This window comes from Gilliamella apicola, assembly GCF_003202655.1.
In the GTDB taxonomy this organism is placed as follows: Bacteria; Pseudomonadota; Gammaproteobacteria; order Enterobacterales; family Orbaceae; genus Gilliamella; species Gilliamella apicola_R.
In genome coordinates, this window is the sequence record NZ_QGLR01000009.1 from 194,727 (window position 1) to 217,562 (window position 22,836).

Genomic DNA, 22,836 nt, shown 5'->3' on the forward strand with positions numbered 1-22,836 from the left:
TTGAAATAGTTGATTGTTTTAATAGGAATTAACATTCTTTTCTAGACAGTAGTTTGCTTTACTTTTTAATGGAAAATGGCAGACTGATATCATTAAAGCATCCGTAATGCAAAAGTTGGAGCTTGTAATTTTAGTTATGGCGTCTGTTATAGCTAAGGATAGCAAAAACTGCATTTTTTAAAACAAAAAAGAGGTTTTTATATGTCGGACATGCAAATGAATGATATCGATCCAGTTGAAACAAAAGATTGGCTGGAAAGTTTAGATTCGATTATTCGTGAAGAAGGCGTCGAACGTGCCCAATATATTATTGAGCAAATTGTCAATAAAGCTAGAGATGGTGGCGTTCCTTTACTCTTTGGTTCTTCAACCAGTAATTATATAAACACTATCCCGGTAGAAGATCAGCCGGCTTATCCCGGTGATTGGGAAATTGAAAGACGCATCCGTTCTATTGTTCGTTGGAATGCTATTATGATGGTACTACGCGCTTCTAAAAAAGATTTAGAGCTTGGCGGTCATATGGCATCATTCCAATCGGCAGCGACATTTTATGAAGTCTGTTTTAACCATTTTTTTCGCGCACGTAATGCAAAAGATGGCGGTGATTTAATCTACTTCCAAGGTCATATTTCACCGGGTATCTACTCGCGTGCTTTTATTGAAGGTCGTTTAACAGAAGAGCAACTTGATAATTTCAGACAGGAAGTTCATGGAAAAGGCTTATCATCTTATCCTCATCCAAAATTAATGCCGGAGTTCTGGCAATTCCCAACCGTTTCAATGGGATTAGGTCCTATCAGCGCTATCTTCCAAGCTCGCTTTTTAAAATATTTAAACCATCGTGGTTTAAAAGATACCACCGAACAAACCGTTTATGCCTTCTTAGGTGATGGTGAAATGGATGAGCCAGAAGCAAAAGGTGCCATTACCGTTGCAACACGTGAAAAACTCGATAATTTAGTCTTTGTTATCAACTGTAATTTACAACGCCTTGATGGCCCAGTAACCGGTAATGGCAAAATAGTTAATGAACTTGAAGGGGTATTTGCCGGTGCAGGTTGGAACGTGATTAAAGTACTTTGGGGTGATCGCTGGGATAAATTATTACAAAAAGATAAATCAGGTAAATTAATTCGTTTAATGAATGAAACCCTCGATGGCGATTATCAAACTTTCAAATCCAAAGATGGTGCTTATGTGCGTGAACATTTCTTTGGTAAATATCCGGAAACCGCTGAATTAGTCAAAGATATGTCTGATGCCGAAATCTTTAGACTTAACCGTGGTGGTCAAGATCCAGAAAAAATGTTTGCCGCCTTTGCCAGAGCAAAAGAGACCAAAGGTCGACCAACTGTAATTTTAGCTCACACTATTAAAGGTTATGGTATGGGCGAAGCCGCAGAAGCGAAAAACATTGCCCACCAAGTCAAAAAAATGAATATGGATGGTGTTCGTCATGTTCGTGACTTCTTTAATATTCCGGTAACTGATGAAGCACTTGAAAAATTACCTTATATCAAATTTGAAGAACATACTCCAGAATACAAATATATTCATGAACGTCGTCAAGCATTACATGGTTATGTACCTTCAAGATTAACCAAATTCTCAGGAACAGTTTCGATTCCTCCATTAAGCGAATTTGCTCCGTTACTTGAAGCTCAATCCAAAGAAATTTCAACCACTATCGCTTTTGTGCGGGCGCTTAACATCATGCTAAAAGATAAGGATTTAGCACCGCGATTAGTGCCAATTCTGGCTGATGAAGCACGTACTTTTGGTATGGAAGGTCTATTCCGCCAAATTGGTATTTATAACCCACATGGTCAACAGTATACCCCACAAGATAAAGAGCAGGTTGCTTACTATCGTGAAGACGAGAAAGGACAAATTCTGCAAGAAGGTATCAACGAGTGTGGTGCAACAGCATCATGGCTAGCGGCGGCGACATCCTACAGTAATAATGATTTCCCGATGATTCCTTTTTACATTTATTACTCGATGTTTGGTTTCCAACGTGTTGGTGATTTAATGTGGGCAGCAGGCGATCAACAAGCGCGTGGCTTTATGATTGGTGGGACTTCAGGTCGGACAACATTAAACGGTGAAGGTTTACAACACCAAGATGGTCATAGCCATATCCAAGCATTAACCATTCCGAACTGTTTATCATACGATCCAGCCTATGCTTATGAAGTGGCAGTTATTATGCAAGATGGCTTACGTCGTATGTATGGTGAACAGGAAAATGTTTACTATTACATTACCACCCTTAATGAAAACTATGCCCAACCGGCAATGCCTGAAGGTGCGCAAGAGGGGATTTGTCGTGGTATCTACAAACTCGATACAGTAGAGGGGCAACAAGGGAAACCAACTGTACAATTATTAGGCTCGGGGTCAATGCTGCGACATGTTCGTGAAGCGGCGGATATTTTGGCTAAAAACTATGGTGTTAGCTCAGATGTTTACAGTGTCACTTCATTTACGCTACTGGCTCGTGATGGTCAAGATTGTGAGCGTTACAACATGTTACATCCAAGTGAACCAGCCAAAGTGCCTTATGTTGCTCAAATAATGAATAACAACCCTGCTGTTGTTTCAACTGATTATATGAAACTTTATGCCGAACAAATTCGTGGATTTGTACCAGCAGAAAGCTACCGGGTACTAGGCACCGATGGATTCGGTCGTAGTGATAGTCGGGAAAATTTACGTCATCATTTTGAAGTCGATGCATCTTATGTGGTGATTGCCGCATTAGGAGAACTAGCTAAACGTGGTGATATTCAAGCAAGTATTGTTGAAGACGCGATTAAAAAGTTCGAAATCAATGCAGACAAACTCAATCCACGTATTGCATAAGAGGTAAAAATAATGAGTATTGAAATAAAATTACCCGATATCGGAAGTGATGAAGTTGAAGTAACTGAAATTCTGGTTAAAGTCGGCGACAAAGTGGATGTAGATCAATCGTTATTGACCGTCGAAGGTGATAAAGCATCGATGGAAATACCGGCACCACAAGCAGGGATTGTAAAGTCGATCATCGTAAAAGTTGGCGACAAAGTGACAACCGGTGTGAGTATTATGCAATTTGACGAAATCGGTTCGACTGCGTCAACAGATCCAACACCAACGGTTTCAACAGCTACTTCAACGACAGCTCCGGCTCCCGCTCCAGCATCCGCGTCGAGCAGTGGACAAATTGTTGATGTTAATGTCCCAGACATAGGTGGTGATGAAGTCGAAGTGACCGAAATTTTAGTTAAAGTTGGTGATTCAGTTTCGGTTGATGATTCACTAATTACGGTGGAAGGTGACAAAGCCTCGATGGAAGTACCGGCAACAATGGCGGGTACGGTAAAAAATATCGTTGTAAAAATTGGCGACAAAGTCAAAACTGGATCTAAAATAATGGAGTTTGAAACAGCGGCTAGTAGTGCGCCGGCGAAAGCCGATTCAGCTCCTGTAGTGGCTGAAAAACCGGTTGCTCCAGCTTCGATAGCCAATAATAACAGTAGTAACAATAACAACAGTAGCAATAATGCTTCGGCACCCGTGTCAGCTACCAATGAATTTGTAGAAAATGATGCTTATGCCCATGCCACACCTTCAATCCGCCGATTAGCGCGCGAGTTTGGTATTAATCTTGCCAAAGTACAACCAACTGGCCCTAAACATCGTGTATTACGTGAAGATATTCAAAATTACGTAAAAAATGCGGTAAAACAATCCGAAAATGGCGGAACTGGTGGAGCATTACCAGGTTTATTACCTTGGCCGAAAGTCGATTTTAGTAAGTTTGGTGAAGTTGAATCCTTACCATTAACCAAGATCCAAAAAGTATCAGGTGCCAACTTACATCGTAACTGGGTAATGATTCCACATGTTACTGAGTTTGATGAAACTGACATCACTGAACTAGAAGCTTTCCGTAAGCAGCAAAATGCTGAGGCAGAAAAGAAAAAACTCGATCTCAAAATTACCCCATTAGTGTTTATCATGAAAGCTGTAGCCAGTGCGTTAACTGCTTATCCGCGTTTTAATAGCTCGCTATCAGAAGATGCACAAACCCTTATCGTCAAAAAATATATCAACATTGGCGTAGCAGTTGACACGCCAAATGGCTTAGTTGTGCCAGTATTTAAAGATGTGAACAAAAAAGGTATTGTGGAACTCTCGAAAGAGCTTGCGGAAATCTCCAAGAAAGCACGTGACGGTAAACTCACCGGTAGTGATATGCAAGGTGGCTGTTTCACTATTTCCAGCCTTGGTGGCATCGGAACGACCGCATTTACCCCAATTGTTAATGCGCCAGAAGTGGGTATTCTCGGTGTATCTCGTTCAACTATGAAACCTGTTTGGAATGGTAAAGAATTTACACCACGCCTAATGTTACCTTTATCATTATCCTTTGATCATCGTGTGATTGATGGCGCAGATGGTGCTCGCTTCTTAAGCCATATTGTTAATGTTTTATCCGACTTACGTCGACTAGTGATGTAGTGGAGGAAATCGATATGAGTCAAGACGTTAAAACACAACTCGTTGTATTAGGTGCCGGGCCAGCCGGTTACTCCGCTGCCTTCCGTGCTGCTGATCTTGGATTGGAAGTAACATTGGTCGAACGTTATTCTACTTTAGGTGGTGTTTGTCTCAATGTCGGGTGCATTCCCTCTAAAGCATTACTTCATGTTGCTAAAGTGATGGATGAAGCAAAATCTCTCACTGAGCATGGCATCCATTTTGGTACACCAAAACTGGAACTCGACAAAGTTCGTGAATGGAAAGAAAAGGTTATCAACCAGCTGACCAACGGACTTGCTGGCATGGCCAAAATGCGTAAAGTCAATGTTATACAGGGTGAAGCGCAATTTACTGGTAGTCACACAATGGAGGTGACATCGGCAAAAGGCATCACCAAAATTACCTTTGACAATGCGATTATTGCTGCTGGTTCAAGGCCAATAACCTTACCATTTATTCCTCATGACGATCCGCGTATTTGGGATTCAACAGATGCGCTAGCATTAACCACCATCCCTAAAAAATTACTCTTAATGGGTGGCGGTATTATCGGTCTCGAAATGGGAACGGTTTATCATGCATTGGGTTCAGAAGTAGATGTTGTTGAAATGCTAGATCAGGTGATCCCCGCTGCGGATAAAGATGTGGTGAAAGTCTTTAGCAAACAAATTCAACAAAAGTTCACTTTACGTTTAGAAACTAAAGTGAGTACTGTTGAAGCTAAACATGATGCTATCTACGTCACCATGGAGAAGAAAGATGGAACCATCGAAACGCATACTTACGATGCAGTACTGGTAGCAATAGGTCGTGCGCCAAATGGCAAACTTATCAGCGCTGAAAAAGCGGGGGTTAATGTGACCGACCGCGGTTTTATTGAAGTAGATAAGCAAATGCGAACTAATGTACCTCATATTTACGCCATTGGTGATATTGTCGGGCAACCAATGCTGGCTCATAAAGGTGTTCATGAAGGTCATGTTGCAGCTGAAGTCATAGCTGGTAAAAACCATTTCTTCGATCCGAAAACTATACCATCAATTGCTTATACCGAACCAGAAGTTGCATGGGTAGGGTTAACCGAAAAAGAAGCCAAGGCAAAAGGCATAGATTATGAGGTAGCTATATTCCCATGGGCAGCATCAGGGCGAGCGATTGCATCTGATTGTTCACAGGGGATGACTAAACTAATTTTCAATAAAGCGGATAATCGTCTTCTAGGTGGGGCAGTAGTGGGAGCCAATGGTGGAGAACTACTTGGGGAAATTACTCTGGCCGTTGAAATGGGTTGTGATGCAGAAGATATTGCACTCACCATTCATGCACATCCAACCTTACATGAATCAATTGGCCTCGCGTCAGAAATTTATGAAGGATCGGTAACTGATTTGCCGAATGCGAAAGCAGTTAAAAAATAGAGACTATTTATTTTATTGTTATTAATACAATAATGCCGTTAGTTTGCTAACGGCATTTTATTTTGCTAACGGCATTTTATTTTGCTAATCAAAATTATCAAAAAATTAAAATATTCATTAAAATTAATATGTTGGTTTATAAACTTGATAGGTGTCTAAATCAATAACATAATCAGCTATGATATATTCATCATAGGGATAAACATTGAAGCCAAATTGAACACAAAAGAAATCTACGAAATTATCAGTACCAAACTCCTTAATAATCTTCATCATGCGATTTTTTAGTTGGCCAATATTTCTAACTTTACCGGAAATAAGTGTATTTCCGTAATAACTTTCAATTTCAATAATCATCTTGCTAAAGCGCTAACTTATTCTTTGATTATTCATAAAATTATCGTTTATGGTTGATTCAAAAACTCAGTTAATCTTAATAAAAAAATGTGAGAAAGGGGCGTTTTTAAATAAAAATAACCCACTAATTTTAAGATAAATATAAAAAAATAACCTTATATTAACGATTATTCCGCTATTAAGCTATCAAATTCAAAAGATTGAATATATTGTCATACCAAAATTTAATAATTTCCCTATATTAAAAATAATTAATCGCCGTTTTAACCATTTATTTTTAAATTTGGTATGCCAATAAATGATATTTGTCACATTTTTAGAAATTAGTGGGATTCCAATTTGGTGTGTTGTGAGAGTGATCACAGATTCACTCACTTATAAGTATTATTTTTTGCTTGTCAGTGAATCTCATCCATCCCTCAAATTGGAGATAGTAAATATGTCTAGAGTAAATGAAGTTATTGATAAGCTAGGAAAATTTGCTAATAAATTTAATAGTTTAAGATATATAATGGCAATTAAAGCTGCATTTATTACCTTAATGCCAGTGATTATTGTCGGTGCATTTGCAGTATTGATGTCCAATATTGTATTTGATAGACAAAATGGATTAGCCTATTTTGACTGCTTATCTTTTTTAGCGATACTCAAACCTATAGCTAGTAATTTAAATTATGCAACGTTAAATTTTCTAACCATTGGGGCAGTATTTTTGATAGCCATTGAATTAGGGCGGATAAATGGTAATAAAACCTTATTTCCTGGATTGCTGGCAATAATTTGTTTTATTTCTGTGCAACCAACATTCACAGAAGTAGTTGTTGAAGGGCAAAAATTTCAAGTCACTAATGTGTTAGCTCGGCAGTTTACCGATACCAAAAGTCTTTTTCTTGGTATGTTTATCGCTATTATCTCTGTAGAAATATACTCGAAATTATTAAAAGTAGATAAATTAACAGTAAAAATGCCAGATAGTGTGCCATCTAATGTTTCTGCTTCATTTTCTGCACTCATTCCCGCAATATTGACGACTTCATTGGTCGCCGCTTTCGGTTTTGTTTTTTACAAATTAACTGGCATGTTCCTATATGACGCCATCTATAAAGTTGTTCAACAACCGCTAGAGTCAGTCATGCAAAGTTTGCCGGGCTTATTGTTATTAATGTTTGTGGCACAAATATTTTGGGTGATAGGGATTCATGGTAATCAAATGATAAAACCGATTCGAGAACCGTTATTACTCGGTGCAATTATGGTTAACATGAGCGATTTTGAACAGGGAATTGAACCCACGAATATTATTACCATGCCGTTTTGGGATGTTTATATGAGCATTGGTGGATCAGGTTGTACCTTTGGGTTACTTATCGCTATTTTTATTGCTATAAAACGCAAAGAGATGAGAGAAATCGCTAAATTATCGCTTGGCCCTGGCATTTTTAATATTAATGAGCCCGTTATTTTTGGTTTACCAATAATGTTAAATCCGATTTTGGCCATTCCTTTTATTATTACTCCACTAGTTACCGGCACAATTGGCTATATCGCTACCAGTATCGGTTTTGCTGGTAAAGCTGTGGTGATGGTTCCTTGGACTACACCGCCAATTATCAGTGCTTATCTCTCAACCGCTGGATCGCTAGGTGCGGTGGTGACACAAATATTCTGCATTCTTATCGCTATTTTGATCTATCTACCTTTCCTAAAAATAGCGGCAAAACGGTCTAAACTTCAATCCTAATTAGGATAAATATTCAAGGAGTACAATCATGAGTAAATTAACGATGGATATCCCGAAAAATTTTATTTTAGGTGCTTCAACTTCTGCATGGCAAACTGAAGGCTGGTGTGGAAAGAGAGAGAATCAGGATTCATTTTTAGATATTTGGTATAAAAATGATCGTAACGTTTGGCATGATGGGTATGGTCCTGCGGTTGCCACCGATTTAATCAATCGTTATCAAGAAGAAGTTGAATTAATGAAGCAAATAGGGATCACTCACTATCGAACTTCAATCAACTGGTCGCGTTTCTTGACTGACTATGAGAATGCCATTGTCGATGAAGACTATGCCAAATACTATGATAATTTCCTCAACCAAATTGTTGAAAATGGCATCGTTCCAATGCTCTGTTTAGAACATTATGAAGTTCCTGCTGAATTATTTAATCAATATGGTGGCTGGAATTCGAAACATGTCGTCGAACTTTTTGTTAAATTTGCCGAAAAAGTCTTTGAACGTTACCACCATGTGGTAAAACGGTGGTTTGTTTTCAATGAACCCATCGTCATTCAAACCAGAGTGTATTTAGATGCTGAACGTTGGCCTTATGAACAAAATACCAATAAGTGGATGCAGTGGAATCACCATAAAAATTTAGCTACTGCCAAAGTTGTTCAGCTATTTCGTCAAAAAAATTATGAAGGTAGTGTTGGCACAATATTAAATCCGGAGGTTACCTATCCTCGCTCTTCATCTAAAGACGATCTACAAGCCGCTAAAATGTATGATCTTTTTTATAATCGAGTGTTTCTTGATCCTGCATTTAACGGTCAATATCCTCAAGAACTTATTGATTTATTGGCTAAACATCAAGTTCAGTGGGACTATAATGAACAAGAACTTGAAATCATTAAACAATTTCGAGTCGATGAAGTCGCAATTAATTTATATTTTCCTCATCGAGTTAAAGCACCAACCAAACAATGGCACAAGGATGCCGCATTTCATCCGGCTTTTTATTATGAATCCTTCGAGTTACCTGGAAGAAAAATGAACAAATCGAGAGGTTGGGAAATTTATCCTAAAATTGTTTACGATTTTGCCATGCGAGTAAAACAAGAATATAACAATCAATCATGGTTTATCTGTGAAAATGGCATGGGAATTGAAGATGAAAAGCGATTTAAAAATAATCAAGGTATGATTCAAGACGATTATCGAATTGATTTTATTTCACAGCATCTTTATTGGACTCTTAAAGCCATTGAGGATGGCGCTAATTGTGGTGGTTATATGTTATGGGCATTTACTGATAATGTTTCACCAATGAATGCATTTAAAAATCGTTATGGATTGATAGAAATAGATCTTGAGCAAAATCGCAACAGAAGATTGAAAAAATCTGCATTATGGTTTGAAAATTTAATTAAAACACGTCAACTAACCGTAAATTTAGATGGCGAAGATAAATAAGGAGCAAAAGATGAAACAAGTTATTTTTGCCTGTGCAGGTGGCATGTCAACCTCATTATTAGTCAATAAAATTAGAAAAGAAGCACTCGAACGATCGCTAGACTTTGATTTTATCGCTATAAGCGAACAACTGTTGTATCAGCATCTTAATAGTGATAGTGATAATATTATTGCGGTATTGTTAGGACCTCAGATGAGATTTGCTCTCGATGAAAGTAAAAAGCAAACGGAAAAATTTGGTATACCGATTGACATTATTGATCCTGTTGCTTATGGTACAATGAACGCAAGTAAAGTATTAGATCAAATTTTGCAAATGATCAAAGCATAATAATCAATACCAATCTTAGCAAAGTTAATGCTAAGGTTGGTATTTTAGCAGGAACCGGTGAATGTTAACTGACAATAATTTATCAACTCAATATTCTAAAAAACAATATCAAGAAATTGCCGAAATTTTGCTGGAAAAAATTAACCAGAACGAATATCCCTTAGGTTCTAAATTACCGCCGGAAAGAACTATTGCCGATGCCTATGGTGTTAGTCGAACGATTGTACGTGAAGCGTTAATCGCTTTGGAAGTAAAAGGTTTTGTTTCAATTAAGCAAAGTTCGGGTATTTATGTGATTAATAAACCGGATGCAAATTATTGTCGAATTCTTGGACCATTTGAGCTATTACAAGCTAGTCAGCTTATTGAAACCAATATTGCTTCGTTTGCTTCGCAAATGATAACAATTGCTAATATTGAAAGTTTAAAAAAAATCTTAGAGCAAGAGTTGCATGCCACCATGAATAATGAGTTTGATAACAACAATGATTTTAACTTTCATCTCAATATCGCCCAAGCAACGCAAAATCAGATGTTAGTCAATTCATTAAAAAATTTATGGGAACATAAACAAAAATCATTTAATTGGCAGCAGCTAGTAGAGCATACCAATACCAAAGGTTATCGATTACAGTGGCATGCTGACCATCAACAAATTTTAGCCGCTTTATGTCGTCGTGACAGCGTAGGGGCTTATAAAGCGATGTGGCAACATATTGAAAACGAAAAAAATATTTTGATGAACTTGTCGGATAAAACTTCCATTGATTTTGATGGTTATATTTTTTCATCGATTAATTTATTAGATAATTTTACTTAAACTACATTTAAACTCGTTATTAGTACGGCAAAATTGCTAATCCAATTATATTACCCCCTATGGTATTGCCATTCTCCTTTGAAAATATTAAAGACTTTTCTAATTGTTGATTAGCAACTAACTTAAAAAGCGGCAATTCTGGAGGGATTCAAATAGTGGTTAAGGGAATTAATAAAAATTCCCTTAACTTTATACTTAGTCAGTTCAATTAAGATCGCCATTAAACCTTTAATACATAAAATTGCTTAAATTAAAATACGCCGATAACTACACCAACCGTTGTAATAGCAGTCAAAATTAATATAACTTTGGTTGCAGTCATCTGTTTTGCTGAGACCAACCACCACGCCAATAGCACCATAGATAATGGTAGTATTTTTGGGAATATGTCATCTAGTACACTTTGTAATGATCGGATTTTTTCGCCCATTGGAATTTCTAAAGATGAATTAAGCACAATATTACCTGCGGCTAAGCCTCCGACTACCATGATACCAAGTATGTTAAACGCATCGGTAATACGTTTGACGTTATCACCAATAATATTATCAATCGCATTAACCCCCAATTTATAGCCGTAATGGAAGCTGAGATAAGAGATCAAAGGTCCTAAAATACCATAAGCTAAAATATAGAAAATCGGTCCGATAGCATTACCATCGGCAGCCATTCCCATGGCTATTGATAATAAAATTGGTACGATTATCCCTTGAATAAGTGAGTCTCCAATCCCAGCTAAAGGACCCATTAAGGTAGCTTTAATGTTTACTGGTAATTCTTCCGGTACATTTTTACCTAAGGCGATCTCCTCTTCCATTGACGCAACAATACCGTTGATGATTTGACCAGTTTGCGGTTCGGTATTATAAAACATGGAGTGTCTGACTAATAAGCGACGTTTTGCTTCGGGATCATTTTTATAATACTTTTCTGCAAAAGGAATATAGGAAAAAGCCCAAGCATGTGCTTGTAATTTTTCGTAACTCATTGATGATAGGTGGGTAAAACCCCATCGATACCAAATTTGACGTAGCTCTCGTTTGGTTAAACGTTGTTCTTCAATTAATTTATCCATTTTTATTCTCCTTTTTAGAACAAATCTTCATCTTCAAACACATCTGAATTTGATGAATTTGTCTCTTTAATTGGTGTTGCTGCCGATTTATTGCTTGCAATAAAATATAAGTAAGCAACTAAAGCGGAGATGAATACTAGAGCTATCATGCTTAAGCCTGCAAAAGCTAATAACACGAAACCTGCGAAGAAAAAGATTAACTGAATTTTTGATTTAATCACAATATTCATAAGCATTGCGATACCTAATGCCGGCAATACACCACCTAATACTGAGATGATTTTAGTTATGACTTCTGGGACATTAGCTAATAACCACTCCACCAAACCAGAACCATAATAGATAGCTAAAAAGACTGGAACAGCGCGTAATAAAAAGGTGGTGATTTGTGGATAAAATAGGTGATTTAACACGATACCCCGGGTATTATTAGTTTCAGCTGCATGCTGTGCTTTATTATTCCAAAATGAGTATAATGCCATTCGAGTATTATAGAATATCAAGCCGAAAGTCTGACCTAATAAAACGGAAAGTGTGACGGCTACCGCAGGTTCTTTGGTGGTAGCAAGGGCTAAGCCAATGCCACCATAAGCTGCATAAGTGATTTCACTATTGGTTGCTCCACCAGTTGATAAATTGGCAATAAAAACTGCTTGAACGGCTAAGCCGCACAATACCCCAGCTTGTACATCGCCAAAGGCTAAACCAACTAATAAACCCGCAACTAATGGCCTACCCATTATATAAAATCCACCTGACATACCAAACAGCCATGGTGATTCAATCGCGCCTAAATAACAAAATATCCCTGTTAATAAAGCGGGAATAAAAAGCGTTGTTTCCATAATTTTTCCCTCTAAATATGCAAGTTATAAAGTGTCGTATTTCTTTTTCATTACATCCCAACTTTTAGCTTCATCATCCGGTAGTAATTGAAATTCGATCTTGATTCCTTGGCTTTCAATGTAATCAAATGCTTTATAATCGTTTTCATCAATGGCAACTGTGCGTCCTAATACTTTTGCTCCTGCCCGAGTATTCATACAACCGATATTTAATGTTGGCGGTAATTTAGCACCTGCCTGTAATAATTTTTCAAATGTCTGTGGTGAATCACTGATTAAGAAAAAATTTTTACTTGATTCTATTCCTTGTTTTATTTTTTCGACCCCTTGTTGTACGGTGTAAATGCCAATTTTTAATGTTCCTGCTGCTGCTTTTAATACCCGTTTACGCAAATCGTCTGACGCGATATTGTCACCCACGACTAGAATGCCATCGACAGGTCTGACTTTGGTCCAACGAGTCATGATTTGACCATGAATCACACGGTCGTCGACTCTGGTTAATGTAATTGCCATAATTGTTCACTCCTATCGTTCAATTAAAAATCTATATCTTGATTGTTATTTTCGCTAATTGGTGCCATTGATACCGAGGTTTGTCCTGCTTCTAAAATTGAATCAAGCGTTTCATGAATATCATCTTGGTCTATCAGTGCTCCAGCTTGGATCAACATAGGTAAATTTAGCCCTGCTAATAAATAGACCTTATTCGGATGAGCTAACATATAACGGAAAGTTTCGTTGTAAGGTGTCCCCCCAGTAATGTCACTTATGACAATCACCACACCATTTTTTATAATTTGTTCATCTAAAACTGCTGTTAAGCGTGATGAAAAGTCACTAATTCCTTTATCATCAAGTTTGACAGCGATAAATGGCGATATATCACCGGCAATCATTTGGTAACTAGATAAAATGCCTTCGCACAAATCACCATGTGACGTAACCACGATTTTCATTTCGACCAACCTCCTTTGAACATTATTTAAATATATATTTACATATTTATTTTTTTAAAAAAATATATTATGAGTTATTTTTCATGAACTGAGAGGTTTATCACATTTTCATCAGGCTTTTTATTGACAAAAAGTTAATTATTTTTAATATATGTATTTACATATTGTATTAAGGAAGAAACATGAAAAACTATTCTTTAGGTGATTTAAGTCGACTTATCGATCACACCAATTTAAAACCAGATGCAACCGTTGCTATGATGGAAAAACTATGTAAGGAAGCGAGTGACTATCACTTCAAGATGGTCGCAATCAATCAGGTGCAATCAAAATTGTGCGCTGAACTATTAAAAGGTACCGATGTCGATATCGGCGCAGCTATTGCATTTCCTTTAGGTCAAACAACAATTGAAGCCAAATGTTTTGAGACTAAAAATGCCATTGAAATTGGTGCGACGGAAATTGATTATGTGATTAATATTTCTGAATTAAAGGCGGGAAATTTAAAATATATTGAGCAGGAAATGTCTGAAATTGTTAAAATTTGCCGCCAACATAATGTTATTTCAAAGGTGATTTTTGAAAATTGTTATTTAACTGATGAGGAAAAAATAGCACTTTGCAAAATTGCAGTTAAAGTTAAGCCAGACTTTATCAAAACCTCGACTGGTTTTGGCCCATCAGGGGCAACACTTGAAGATGTTAAATTAATGAAGACACAGGTAGGCGATGCAGTAAAAGTTAAAGCAGCTGGTGGTATTCGTAATGCTGATACATTTATAAAGATGATTGCTGCAGGGGCAGAGCGTATTGGAACCAGTGCCGGGATCGCAATTATTGAGGAACTTAAAAAAGATTTACAAGCAAAACAAAAACAGACAATCGAAATTTAAGCAATTAATTATATACCCACTATCAGTGGGTATATTTTTTCAAAATTAGCTAGAATGATTTAGCTCAAACACAAATGAATTAATATCACCACGATATTTTGATATTGAATATTCAATTGGCGTTCGATCGTGACTATAGCCAACAGAGTGGAAATAAAAAATAGGATCACCTTCTTCAATATCTAATAAATCACTGGTGGTTTCGTCAGCTTTTAAAACATCTAATTTTCGCCGTATTTGGACAATAGGCAAATTCATCTTTTCTAAGACTGAATAAAGCTTTTGGTGTTTAAAATCATTATGTAAAAAATTAGGTAATAATTTTACCGGTAAATAAGTGGTCACGAGCACTATTGGTTTGTTTTCCGCATAACGTAGTCGAACTAATTTATATATAGCATCTAATTCATTAATAGCTAAATTGTTTGCAATTTCACTGGTTGCTTTATCCACTTTGAAAGTTAGAACTTTAGTGGTTGGATGAAGTCCTTTACGATTCATTTCTGAATCATAACTTTCAATTATATGGGTAAATTCTTGATTAATTTTTTGTTGTTTAACTATCGTTCCACGACGTTTTCGGCGCTCAAGGAATCCATCATTAACCAAAAACTGAATAGCTTGACGGACGGTAGGGCGACTGACTTGATAGATATCAGTTAATTCAGACTCTTTAGGGATTAGTTGGCCTTGAGCATACTCCCCCGATTGGATTTTTTTTAATAAATCTTGCTGTATAAACAAATGACGTGGAATTTTATTATCTGAAACCATGATGACAATTGTTAATTATTATGTTTTAACATATTAATATATTCGTTTTATTGTGTAAAACAGACGTATTTAACCTATTAAAAAATAATAATTTTTACCCTATTACAAAAAATTAATCAAACGCTTTAGCTAAAACGCCTACTCCGGTATAACTGTAAAGACCAGTTTGATAAGCAATAAACGCTGATTCACCTTTCTGCAATGTTAGTGATTCAGTGTCGGTCGATAATGTGACTTTACCATCAAGACACAACAAAATCTGTGCACTATCGACTTTTTCATTACGTATGTTTTCATCACTTTGGATAATTTCAAACTTAAAATCATTGACAGGTACAGGGAAATCAATTTTATTGTCCTTCACGATAGGTTTAGTTAACAATTGATTTAGTGCTAGGCTAGTAAAATCAGTATTATTAATAAGCTCTGAACTATCTATATATTTGTGTGTTAAACCTGCTCTGAGTACATTGTCTGAATTAGCCATAATTTCCAGCCCAGTACCAGACAGGTAAGCATGTGGGGTTTTGGCAGATAAAAACATCGCTTGTCCAGGCTGAAGTTCGATGACATTTAATAGCAACGGCATAAATAAACCAATATCGTTAGGATAATCGTTAGCTAAGGTTTTAATGGTCAAATATGGTTCTTCTTCAAATGAGCTAATTTTCAATAATAGCTGTTCAATCAACGAGTTTTTTACCGACTCAGAGAGGTTTAATAGGTAGGCAAAAAAATGTTTTAATTGATCTGGATGCGGGTTGCTTGCTAATTGTGATATTGGTTCAATTAAATCAGGTATCGCTACTGTTTCAAAAAGCGTGACAATTTCTTCAATTTGACGGAAGGAACGCATAGCTTTATATGGTGTTAATGCATATATAAGTTCAGGTTTATGATTAGGATCTTTATAATTTCGATTTGCTGCGTCAAGTGCAATACCTAGTTGGTTCTCTTTAGCAAAACCAAGTTTTGCATTTTCAAGAGTTGGATGAACTTGAATAGATAAAGCTTTGTTAGCGGAAAGAATTTTAAATAAGAAAGGAAGTGAGGCAAAATTTTGATAAGTTTTAGCGCCTAACATTTGTTCTGGGTTCTCTTGAATTAATTTATCTAGCCTGATTTTTCCTTGCTTAGCGTCAAAAACTAAAGAACACCCCAGTGGATGAGCCCCCATCCAGATTTCCGCCATTGGTTGTGACGTTGGATTTGCAATACCAAAGAAATTGGTTATCCCATCAATACTGCCCCAATCATAATGCTTGGTGGTATTTTCAAGTTTCCATATAGTTTGACTCATATTTACATCCTTTAAACTATTTGACTCATCAATATCGATAAGTTATGTGATAAATATACTACTGCCATAATTATCTGCAATAAATGATAAAAAAGCCAGTTTAACTTAGAGATTAAACTGGCTTAGTTGACTATTTAGTCAGGTTAATTAATAAAAGTATTTAAATCTTACCCGAGCACCATAACGATCATCGGTATTATCGCCATGTGATTTATTTCTATCAAGTAACGACCAATAAGCACCTAAATAGATATTAAAATTATCCATATCTAAAACATTATCAATTAAATAAGATGTATTAACTGTATGAATTTTATATTTTCCTTTATTATTGATATGACCATCTTTAATCCGATTATCTGGATTAAATTTTTTAATATCGTTATTTGCAAAGTAGTATCCTAAACCGATTTTTTCCCACACAATATCGGTACCAATAGTCATATCTTTTTCATCTTTAGCATCCATATAGGCAAAGCTGGTATTGATTTTAAAACCTTTGTTGGCAGCGTCCCAATCATCTTCGCTATTCCATGAAAAAGTTGCGCCATATCCAGTTCTTTTTGACTGATCGCGAAATTTACCGTTATCATCATAATAACCGTAAGCGTTTTTAACCACATTGGTTTCGGCTGCAATGGCGGTTGAAAAACTGTCATTCTTCCAAGATAGTACCGGACGTAGATAGACCACATTTTTCTTTTTATCAATTTGATAACCATGATAGGTCGATTTATTAAACATTTTTTCGCCATTATTGATTAAGGCATTTAATTCGAAATTCATATGATTAAATAGCGGTTTATTTAATTGAATACTACCACCATTTTTACTCCGACCTCGGCCTTCTTTCATCATATAAATATAACCAAAGCCGTCTTCATATAAATCATTGGCAGTATTGCCTGAATATTCGATAAAGGTGTCTTGTCCAAGCGGAAACATATCATAAGCTTCATAACGCCCAATTTTAATATTCCACTCTTGTTTCTGACCAAAATAAAATGCTGCATCATCTAGATTCATATCACCACTTAAATCCGCTAATGGCTGCACTACGAAACCAGCAAAATTCTTGTCGTTAATTTCACGATAGCCATCTAAACCGATTAATATACGTCCATTGATATCCCAACGATCCTTATCAGCCGGTTTATTTTTTTTATCCGCAGTCTCTTTTAAAGAACTAAGTTGCTGTTTACTACTAGCGGCATCAACGTTAAATTCGACGTCTCCATATAACTTTAACTGTCCTTGTGGCGTATCCCACTCAATAGCCGCATTTGCCATTGAACTTAATCCAACTAGACTACATATAAACATCTTCTTCATAAAATTAACTCCTTGAATAGTTATAATATTTAACAATACTTATGTATGCGATAACAATATTTAACAAATAACGGTGGTGCAATTTTAAAGAAATGCTTATGGATTCGTGATGACATCGTTTACATAAAATGTTATATGTAGTGACGATGTTTTAAAATGAGCAAAATCAAAATTTGTGACACAGGTAACATTTTTAGGTGAATCGATTAATTATTTATTATTAATATGATGTAATTAACAATGTTATTTAACTTTACTATAAGTAAGCAGAAACTGTATTTTAAAGGCAATTGAGTATATAATGCCGAGCAAATTCATTTAATCATTATCAAATATATAGAGTTATGAAACCTTCAATTATCAGTAAATTGGAAACGTTGCAAGAGCGTTATGAAGAGGTTCAAGCATTACTATCCGATGCAACGGTTATTGCCGATCAAAACCGATTTCGTACCCTTTCAAAAGAATATGCACAATTAACCGATGTGGTTAAGTGTTTTGCCAATTGGCAGCAAACACAAGAAGATATTGAAACAGCTAAAATGATGCTTGCCGATCCTGAAATGAGTGAAATGGCTCAAGAAGAGTTAAACCAAGCATTAAGTCAAGTCGAACAACAAGAAAAACAGTTGCAAGTACTTTTATTACCGAAAGATCCAAATGATGACTATAACTGTTTTGTCGAAGTTCGAGCTGGTACTGGTGGCGATGAAGCGGCCATCTTTGCTGGTGATTTAGCCAGAATGTATACTCGCTATGCCGAATCTCGCAATTGGCGTGTTGAAATCATGAGCTCTAATGATGGAGAACATGGCGGTTATAAAGAAGTGATCTTGTTAGTAAGTGGTGATGGTGTTTATGGGCACTTAAAATTTGAATCAGGTGGACATCGTGTTCAACGCGTACCTGAAACCGAATCACAAGGGCGTATTCACACTTCCGCTTGTACTGTGGCGGTTTTACCTGAGATTCCTGAAGCTGAAATGCCAGAGATTAATCCTGCTGATTTAAAAATTGACACCTATCGTTCATCAGGTGCCGGTGGTCAGCATGTTAATACCACGGATTCGGCAATTCGTATTACCCATTTGCCAACCGGGATTGTGGTTGAGTGTCAAGATGAGCGTTCCCAACACAAAAATAAAGCGAAAGCCATGTCAGTGTTAGCCGCGCGTATTCAAGATGCTGAAATGCGTAAACGCCAACAAGAGGAAGCGTCAACCCGACGTAATTTATTAGGTTCTGGTGATCGTTCAGACCGTATCCGAACTTATAACTATCCTCAAGGTCGTGTGACAGATCATCGTATCAATCTTACCATTTATCGTTTGGATGAAGTGATGGAAGGTAAGTTGGATATGTTAATCGAACCAATTGTTCAAGAATACCAAGCAGATCAGCTTGCAGCGTTATCGGAACAGGATGAATGACCTATTTAGATTGGCTTAAATTTGCGTCGCAAACCTTGACCGAAAGTGAAAGTCCTAAGCGTGATGCTGAAATTTTATTAAGTTTTGTTACGCATAGGACGCGCACCTTTTTAATGGCATTTAGTGAAACGTTATTAACTGATGATGAACTCATTGCTTTAGATGGTAATTTAAAACGGCGTCAAGACGGTGAACCAATAGCGTATATCACCGGTGAAAAAGAATTTTGGTCATTAAAATTTAATGTTTCTAATTCGACCTTAATACCTCGACCTGACACTGAAAAACTGGTCGAGCTTGGTTTAGATTATTTGCCAAAAGTACCTTGTGAAGTATTAGATTTGGGCACAGGTACTGGGGCGATAGCGATTGCCATGGCGACTGAACGTCCTGACTGCTTATTTACGGCAATTGAAAAGAATAAAGATGCCTTGATATTAGCCCAGCAAAATGCCAATCAAATTGGTGTCAACAATGTTTACTTTTTACAAGGTGATTGGTATAAGCCGATTAAAAATCGCAAATTTTCAATGATTACCAGTAACCCGCCTTATATCGACCCAACTGATATTCATCTATCACAAGGCGATGTGCGTTATGAACCGCGCAGCGCTTTAGTGGCTGAAGATAATGGCCTTGCCGATATTAAAGTTATTGTCCAAGGTGCAACCAAACATTTGAACCAATATGGCTGGTTGCTTATCGAACATGGTTGGAAACAAGGCTCAGTAGTCCAAACAATTTTTAAACAACACGGATTTCAATTAGTCGAAACCATCACTGACTACAGTGGCAATGATAGAGTCACCCTTGGTCGTTGGTTTAAACCTTAACTAGGAATAAGTTTATGATTAAACAAAAAAAAGTAAAAGTCGGTAATATCACGGTCGCCAATGATTTACCATTTGTCTTATTTGGTGGCATGAATGTGCTTGAATCGCGTGATTTAGCAATGAAAATTTGTGAACATTATGTCACGGTAACCGACAAACTCAATATTCCTTATATTTTCAAAGCGTCTTTTGACAAAGCTAATCGCTCATCGGTTCACTCTTATCGCGGACCAGGATTAGAAGAAGGAATGAAAATCTTCCAAGAATTGAAACAACAGTTCGGCGTGAAAATTATTACTGATGTGCACACTGAAGAGCAGTGTCAACCAGTTGCTGATGTGGTTGACGTTATTCAATTACCAGCCTTTTTAGCAAGACAAACCGATTTAGTTGTAGCAATGGCGAAAACTGGTGCCGTAATTAATGTTAAAAAACCACAGTTTGTGAGCCCAGGTCAAATGGGCAACATTGTCGAAAAATTTGAAGAAGCAGGTAATGATCAAGTAATTCTTTGTGATCGTGGTAGCTGCTTTGGTTATGATAACTTAGTGGTTGATATGCTTGGCTTTAATATCATGAAGAAAGTTAGCAATGGATCGCCGGTGATTTTCGATGTAACTCATGCATTACAATGCCGTGATCCAATGGGGGCAGCCTCAGGCGGTCGTCGTGGTCAAGTTACTGAATTAGCTCGTTCCGGTATGGCAGTGGGGATTGCGGGATTATTTTTAGAATCACATCCTGATCCAAGCCATGCAAAATGTGATGGTCCATCAGCATTGCCATTAGCCAAACTTGAACCATTCTTACAACAGATGAAAGCCATTGATGAACTCGTTAAAAGCTTTGCAGAGCTTGATACTGAAAACTAATTTAAGTTCAAAATGACTAATAATTAAGAGAAATGCTATGCATTTCTCTTTTTTATTGCCTGTTTTTTTATTAGCGACTTGTTTTTAATTATTATTCTTAGATATTTCCTTTCTTAATGTCATCGCCATATCTTCACCGCAAAATTTAGAAAAAATAATCAATTAATTTATTCGGTAAAAAAAGTGTGGCGAATTTCACAAAAAAAAGCCAAATTTTTAATTTTTTGGTGATTTAGATCACGAATTAAGATCATTTAATTCGCGGACTAAAATATGTTTATGTATTATAAAAATGCATATTTACCTTATCTACACTTTAAATATGTTCAGTAAATATTGTCTAAACAACAATTAAAAGCAGTTGAAAATTTAGTTTAATTTATAAAAACCAATCAAAAGTTGGCAATTTTAATGCTCGTTTACACAGCCTAATTTTAGGGAAGCAACTATGAATAATAATGAATTATTACCCTGTCGTTTAAATCTTTTTACTAAACTTATTTTATCTATCACCGTGTTAACCAGTATATGTCCAGCGCAAGCTGAGTATGCTAGTGATTTTGTCGATGATGCTTCACTAACTGGTAATGTATTTTTCTGGAATCGTGATCGGGAAAGAAAAAATATTGAAGTTCATAAATATGAGAAAAATCTTAGACATTCATCATTTAATACCAATTTAGATTTTAAGTCAGGTTATATTGCTGATCGGCTAGCTATTGAATTGGGTGGTTATGGCGCATGGGAAGTCAGTAATGGCGGTAAAGGGCATCCGAATGAGATTGGTTTTAGTGGTGCTAATACTCGTTGGAATGAAGATTGGAAAAAAGATGTCAGTGGCTTAAGTTTTTATAAAGCACAACTTAATTTTAAACTTGATGAGTTGTTTTGGATCAAGGCCGGTTATATTCAACCTTCAGGGCAAACTTTATTAGCACCGCATTGGAGTTTATTACCTGGTACTTATCGTGGAGCAGAAGTAGGCACCGTACTTGATTTTGATGCTGCTGGCGCTTTATCTATGTCCTATATGTGGACAGATAAATACAAAGCGCCTTGGTATAAACGCCTCTATGAATTCAAACGCTGGCGAAAAGGCAAAAAAATCGATTTTTTACACTCAGCCGGTATGAAATATGATTTTAAGAATGATCTTGTACTCGAAAGCGCCTTTGGCCAAGCTCAGAATTATATGAATCAATTTTTTGCGAAAGCTTCTTATAAAACAGATGTGTTAAATAATCCATTAACCATGAGTTATCAGTTTTATGGCGCTAAAGATCAATCTCATAAAGGTGCCAATGTTTATGATGGTTTAGCGTGGTTGCAAGCAGCGACTTTAGGTTACCAAGTTGGTCCTGTTGGTTTACGACTTGAAGGGGTTTCGGTAAAAGCAGAAGGGGAGCAAGGGTTCTTCTTGCAACGTATGACGCCTGATTATGCATCATCTAATGGAAGATTAGATGTTTGGTGGAATTCTCGTTCTGACTTTAATGCCAATGGCGAAAAAGCCGCATTTTTTGAGGTCACCTATGATTTAGGTCATTTAAACCATTACTTAACGGGTTGGAAAACCGGTGCATCTTATGCTTATGGTTGGGATGCCAAACCAAGCACAAATAAACAATTTAATCAGAAAAAACGTTTAATTGAATCAGCTTATAACTTTGATTTGGGTTATACCGTACAAAATGGTTGGATAAAAGATACCTCTTTACAACTTCATTTCACCAAATATAACAATCACACCAATATCCCAGACTGGGAAAAAGGTTATGGCAATATTTTCCAAGATGAACGTGATATTAAATTTATTGTTACTTTCCCTTTCACCATTTTCAATGCTAAACAAAAATAGGTAACCGAT

The 22,836-nt window shown here is 36.6% G+C and carries 20 protein-coding genes; 12 read left to right on the forward strand and 8 right to left on the reverse strand.

Going from position 1 to position 22,836, the window contains the following annotated elements:
* The first annotated feature begins 201 nt into the window (after positions 1-201).
* The 3 genes from aceE to lpdA are packed head-to-tail and all read left to right on the forward strand — an operon-like array spanning position 202 to position 5,951.
* A complete protein-coding gene (gene aceE, locus DKK70_RS05660; protein WP_110433109.1) occupies positions 202-2,868 on the forward strand; it encodes a pyruvate dehydrogenase (acetyl-transferring), homodimeric type in 2,667 nt (888 codons plus the stop codon).
* A 12-nt stretch (positions 2,869-2,880) separates the two neighbouring features.
* A complete protein-coding gene (gene aceF, locus DKK70_RS05665) occupies positions 2,881-4,512 on the forward strand; it encodes a pyruvate dehydrogenase complex dihydrolipoyllysine-residue acetyltransferase (protein ID WP_110433110.1) in 1,632 nt (543 codons plus the stop codon).
* A gap of 14 nt (positions 4,513-4,526) precedes the next feature.
* Positions 4,527-5,951, forward strand: coding sequence for a dihydrolipoyl dehydrogenase (lpdA, locus tag DKK70_RS05670; protein ID WP_110433111.1), 1,425 nt, complete (start codon positions 4,527-4,529; stop codon positions 5,949-5,951).
* Positions 5,952-6,074: 123 nt separating this feature from the next.
* Here lpdA and DKK70_RS16695 read toward each other — a convergent pair whose 3' ends face one another.
* Positions 6,075-6,227: a hypothetical protein gene (locus DKK70_RS16695; RefSeq protein ID WP_181415925.1), complete on the reverse strand. Its 153-nt coding sequence runs from the start codon at positions 6,225-6,227 to the stop codon at positions 6,075-6,077.
* A 520-nt stretch (positions 6,228-6,747) separates the two neighbouring features.
* Here DKK70_RS16695 and DKK70_RS05680 point away from each other — a divergent pair.
* From DKK70_RS05680 to DKK70_RS05695, 4 genes are all read left to right on the forward strand, one after another.
* Complete coding sequence (locus DKK70_RS05680; RefSeq protein WP_110433113.1) at positions 6,748-8,049, forward strand: PTS sugar transporter subunit IIC; 1,302 nt, start codon at positions 6,748-6,750, stop codon at positions 8,047-8,049.
* 28 nt (positions 8,050-8,077) lie between these two features.
* Positions 8,078-9,505 carry a glycoside hydrolase family 1 protein gene (locus DKK70_RS05685; RefSeq protein ID WP_110433114.1) on the forward strand — a complete coding sequence of 476 codons (1,428 nt, stop codon included), beginning with the start codon at positions 8,078-8,080 and terminating at the stop codon, positions 9,503-9,505.
* Between the two features lie 10 nt (positions 9,506-9,515).
* The gene (locus tag DKK70_RS05690; protein WP_110433115.1) at positions 9,516-9,836 is read left to right on the forward strand and encodes a PTS sugar transporter subunit IIB; all 321 of its coding nucleotides are present in this window, start codon (positions 9,516-9,518) and stop codon (positions 9,834-9,836) included.
* 61 nt (positions 9,837-9,897) lie between these two features.
* The gene (locus tag DKK70_RS05695) at positions 9,898-10,656 is read left to right on the forward strand and encodes a GntR family transcriptional regulator (RefSeq protein ID WP_110433116.1); all 759 of its coding nucleotides are present in this window, start codon (positions 9,898-9,900) and stop codon (positions 10,654-10,656) included.
* A 250-nt stretch (positions 10,657-10,906) separates the two neighbouring features.
* Here DKK70_RS05695 and DKK70_RS05700 read toward each other — a convergent pair whose 3' ends face one another.
* From DKK70_RS05700 to DKK70_RS05715, 4 genes are read right to left on the reverse strand one after another with little or no spacing between them, the layout of a single operon-like run.
* Complete coding sequence (locus DKK70_RS05700) at positions 10,907-11,731, reverse strand: PTS system mannose/fructose/sorbose family transporter subunit IID (RefSeq protein WP_110433117.1); 825 nt, start codon at positions 11,729-11,731, stop codon at positions 10,907-10,909.
* Positions 11,732-11,745: 14 nt separating this feature from the next.
* The gene (locus DKK70_RS05705) at positions 11,746-12,576 is read right to left on the reverse strand and encodes a PTS mannose/fructose/sorbose/N-acetylgalactosamine transporter subunit IIC (protein ID WP_034884774.1); all 831 of its coding nucleotides are present in this window, start codon (positions 12,574-12,576) and stop codon (positions 11,746-11,748) included.
* 24 nt (positions 12,577-12,600) lie between these two features.
* Positions 12,601-13,092, reverse strand: a complete 492-nt coding sequence (locus DKK70_RS05710; RefSeq protein ID WP_110433118.1) for a PTS system mannose/fructose/N-acetylgalactosamine-transporter subunit IIB — start codon at positions 13,090-13,092, stop codon at positions 12,601-12,603.
* 23 nt (positions 13,093-13,115) lie between these two features.
* Complete coding sequence (locus DKK70_RS05715) at positions 13,116-13,535, reverse strand: PTS sugar transporter subunit IIA (protein ID WP_110423080.1); 420 nt, start codon at positions 13,533-13,535, stop codon at positions 13,116-13,118.
* A gap of 182 nt (positions 13,536-13,717) precedes the next feature.
* On the opposite strand from DKK70_RS05715, the gene deoC reads away from it, so the two are divergent.
* Positions 13,718-14,428 carry a deoxyribose-phosphate aldolase gene (deoC, locus tag DKK70_RS05720; RefSeq protein ID WP_110433119.1) on the forward strand — a complete coding sequence of 237 codons (711 nt, stop codon included), beginning with the start codon at positions 13,718-13,720 and terminating at the stop codon, positions 14,426-14,428.
* A gap of 45 nt (positions 14,429-14,473) precedes the next feature.
* Here deoC and DKK70_RS05725 read toward each other — a convergent pair whose 3' ends face one another.
* The 3 genes from DKK70_RS05725 to DKK70_RS05735 form a co-directional block, all read right to left on the reverse strand.
* Positions 14,474-15,202 carry a GntR family transcriptional regulator gene (locus DKK70_RS05725; protein WP_110423082.1) on the reverse strand — a complete coding sequence of 243 codons (729 nt, stop codon included), beginning with the start codon at positions 15,200-15,202 and terminating at the stop codon, positions 14,474-14,476.
* Between the two features lie 112 nt (positions 15,203-15,314).
* Positions 15,315-16,502 carry a mannose-6-phosphate isomerase, class I gene (manA, locus tag DKK70_RS05730; RefSeq protein ID WP_110433120.1) on the reverse strand — a complete coding sequence of 396 codons (1,188 nt, stop codon included), beginning with the start codon at positions 16,500-16,502 and terminating at the stop codon, positions 15,315-15,317.
* A 147-nt stretch (positions 16,503-16,649) separates the two neighbouring features.
* Positions 16,650-17,834 carry a carbohydrate porin gene (locus DKK70_RS05735; protein ID WP_110433121.1) on the reverse strand — a complete coding sequence of 395 codons (1,185 nt, stop codon included), beginning with the start codon at positions 17,832-17,834 and terminating at the stop codon, positions 16,650-16,652.
* Positions 17,835-18,178: 344 nt separating this feature from the next.
* Between DKK70_RS05735 and prfA the strand changes: the two genes are divergently transcribed.
* From prfA to DKK70_RS05755, 4 genes are all read left to right on the forward strand, one after another.
* Positions 18,179-19,264: a peptide chain release factor 1 gene (prfA, locus tag DKK70_RS05740; protein WP_110433122.1), complete on the forward strand. Its 1,086-nt coding sequence runs from the start codon at positions 18,179-18,181 to the stop codon at positions 19,262-19,264.
* Complete coding sequence (prmC, locus tag DKK70_RS05745) at positions 19,261-20,097, forward strand: peptide chain release factor N(5)-glutamine methyltransferase (protein ID WP_110433123.1); 837 nt, start codon at positions 19,261-19,263, stop codon at positions 20,095-20,097. The genes prfA and prmC overlap by 4 nt, the downstream gene beginning before the upstream one ends.
* Positions 20,098-20,114: 17 nt before the next feature.
* The gene (gene kdsA / locus DKK70_RS05750; protein WP_110433534.1) at positions 20,115-20,969 is read left to right on the forward strand and encodes a 3-deoxy-8-phosphooctulonate synthase; all 855 of its coding nucleotides are present in this window, start codon (positions 20,115-20,117) and stop codon (positions 20,967-20,969) included.
* 448 nt (positions 20,970-21,417) lie between these two features.
* Complete coding sequence (locus DKK70_RS05755; RefSeq protein WP_110433124.1) at positions 21,418-22,827, forward strand: OprD family outer membrane porin; 1,410 nt, start codon at positions 21,418-21,420, stop codon at positions 22,825-22,827.
* Positions 22,828-22,836: the final 9 nt, after the last annotated feature.

Bases quoted from the DNA above. Each gene is read 5' to 3' on its own strand.
- aceE (WP_110433109.1), top strand. From the start codon at position 202: ATGTCGGACATGCAAATGAATGATATCGATCCAGTTGAAACAAAAGAT.
- aceF (WP_110433110.1), top strand. From the start codon at position 2,881: ATGAGTATTGAAATAAAATTACCCGATATCGGAAGTGATGAAGTTGAA.
- lpdA (WP_110433111.1), top strand. From the start codon at position 4,527: ATGAGTCAAGACGTTAAAACACAACTCGTTGTATTAGGTGCCGGGCCA.
- DKK70_RS16695 (WP_181415925.1), bottom strand. From the start codon at position 6,227: ATGATGAAGATTATTAAGGAGTTTGGTACTGATAATTTCGTAGATTTC.
- DKK70_RS05680 (WP_110433113.1), top strand. From the start codon at position 6,748: ATGTCTAGAGTAAATGAAGTTATTGATAAGCTAGGAAAATTTGCTAAT.
- DKK70_RS05685 (WP_110433114.1), top strand. From the start codon at position 8,078: ATGAGTAAATTAACGATGGATATCCCGAAAAATTTTATTTTAGGTGCT.
- DKK70_RS05690 (WP_110433115.1), top strand. From the start codon at position 9,516: ATGAAACAAGTTATTTTTGCCTGTGCAGGTGGCATGTCAACCTCATTA.
- DKK70_RS05695 (WP_110433116.1), top strand. From the start codon at position 9,898: ATGTTAACTGACAATAATTTATCAACTCAATATTCTAAAAAACAATAT.
- DKK70_RS05700 (WP_110433117.1), bottom strand. From the start codon at position 11,731: ATGGATAAATTAATTGAAGAACAACGTTTAACCAAACGAGAGCTACGT.
- DKK70_RS05705 (WP_034884774.1), bottom strand. From the start codon at position 12,576: ATGGAAACAACGCTTTTTATTCCCGCTTTATTAACAGGGATATTTTGT.
- DKK70_RS05710 (WP_110433118.1), bottom strand. From the start codon at position 13,092: ATGGCAATTACATTAACCAGAGTCGACGACCGTGTGATTCATGGTCAA.
- DKK70_RS05715 (WP_110423080.1), bottom strand. From the start codon at position 13,535: ATGAAAATCGTGGTTACGTCACATGGTGATTTGTGCGAAGGCATTTTA.
- deoC (WP_110433119.1), top strand. From the start codon at position 13,718: ATGAAAAACTATTCTTTAGGTGATTTAAGTCGACTTATCGATCACACC.
- DKK70_RS05725 (WP_110423082.1), bottom strand. From the start codon at position 15,202: ATGGTTTCAGATAATAAAATTCCACGTCATTTGTTTATACAGCAAGAT.
- manA (WP_110433120.1), bottom strand. From the start codon at position 16,502: ATGAGTCAAACTATATGGAAACTTGAAAATACCACCAAGCATTATGAT.
- DKK70_RS05735 (WP_110433121.1), bottom strand. From the start codon at position 17,834: ATGAAGAAGATGTTTATATGTAGTCTAGTTGGATTAAGTTCAATGGCA.
- prfA (WP_110433122.1), top strand. From the start codon at position 18,179: ATGAAACCTTCAATTATCAGTAAATTGGAAACGTTGCAAGAGCGTTAT.
- prmC (WP_110433123.1), top strand. From the start codon at position 19,261: ATGACCTATTTAGATTGGCTTAAATTTGCGTCGCAAACCTTGACCGAA.
- DKK70_RS05755 (WP_110433124.1), top strand. From the start codon at position 21,418: ATGAATAATAATGAATTATTACCCTGTCGTTTAAATCTTTTTACTAAA.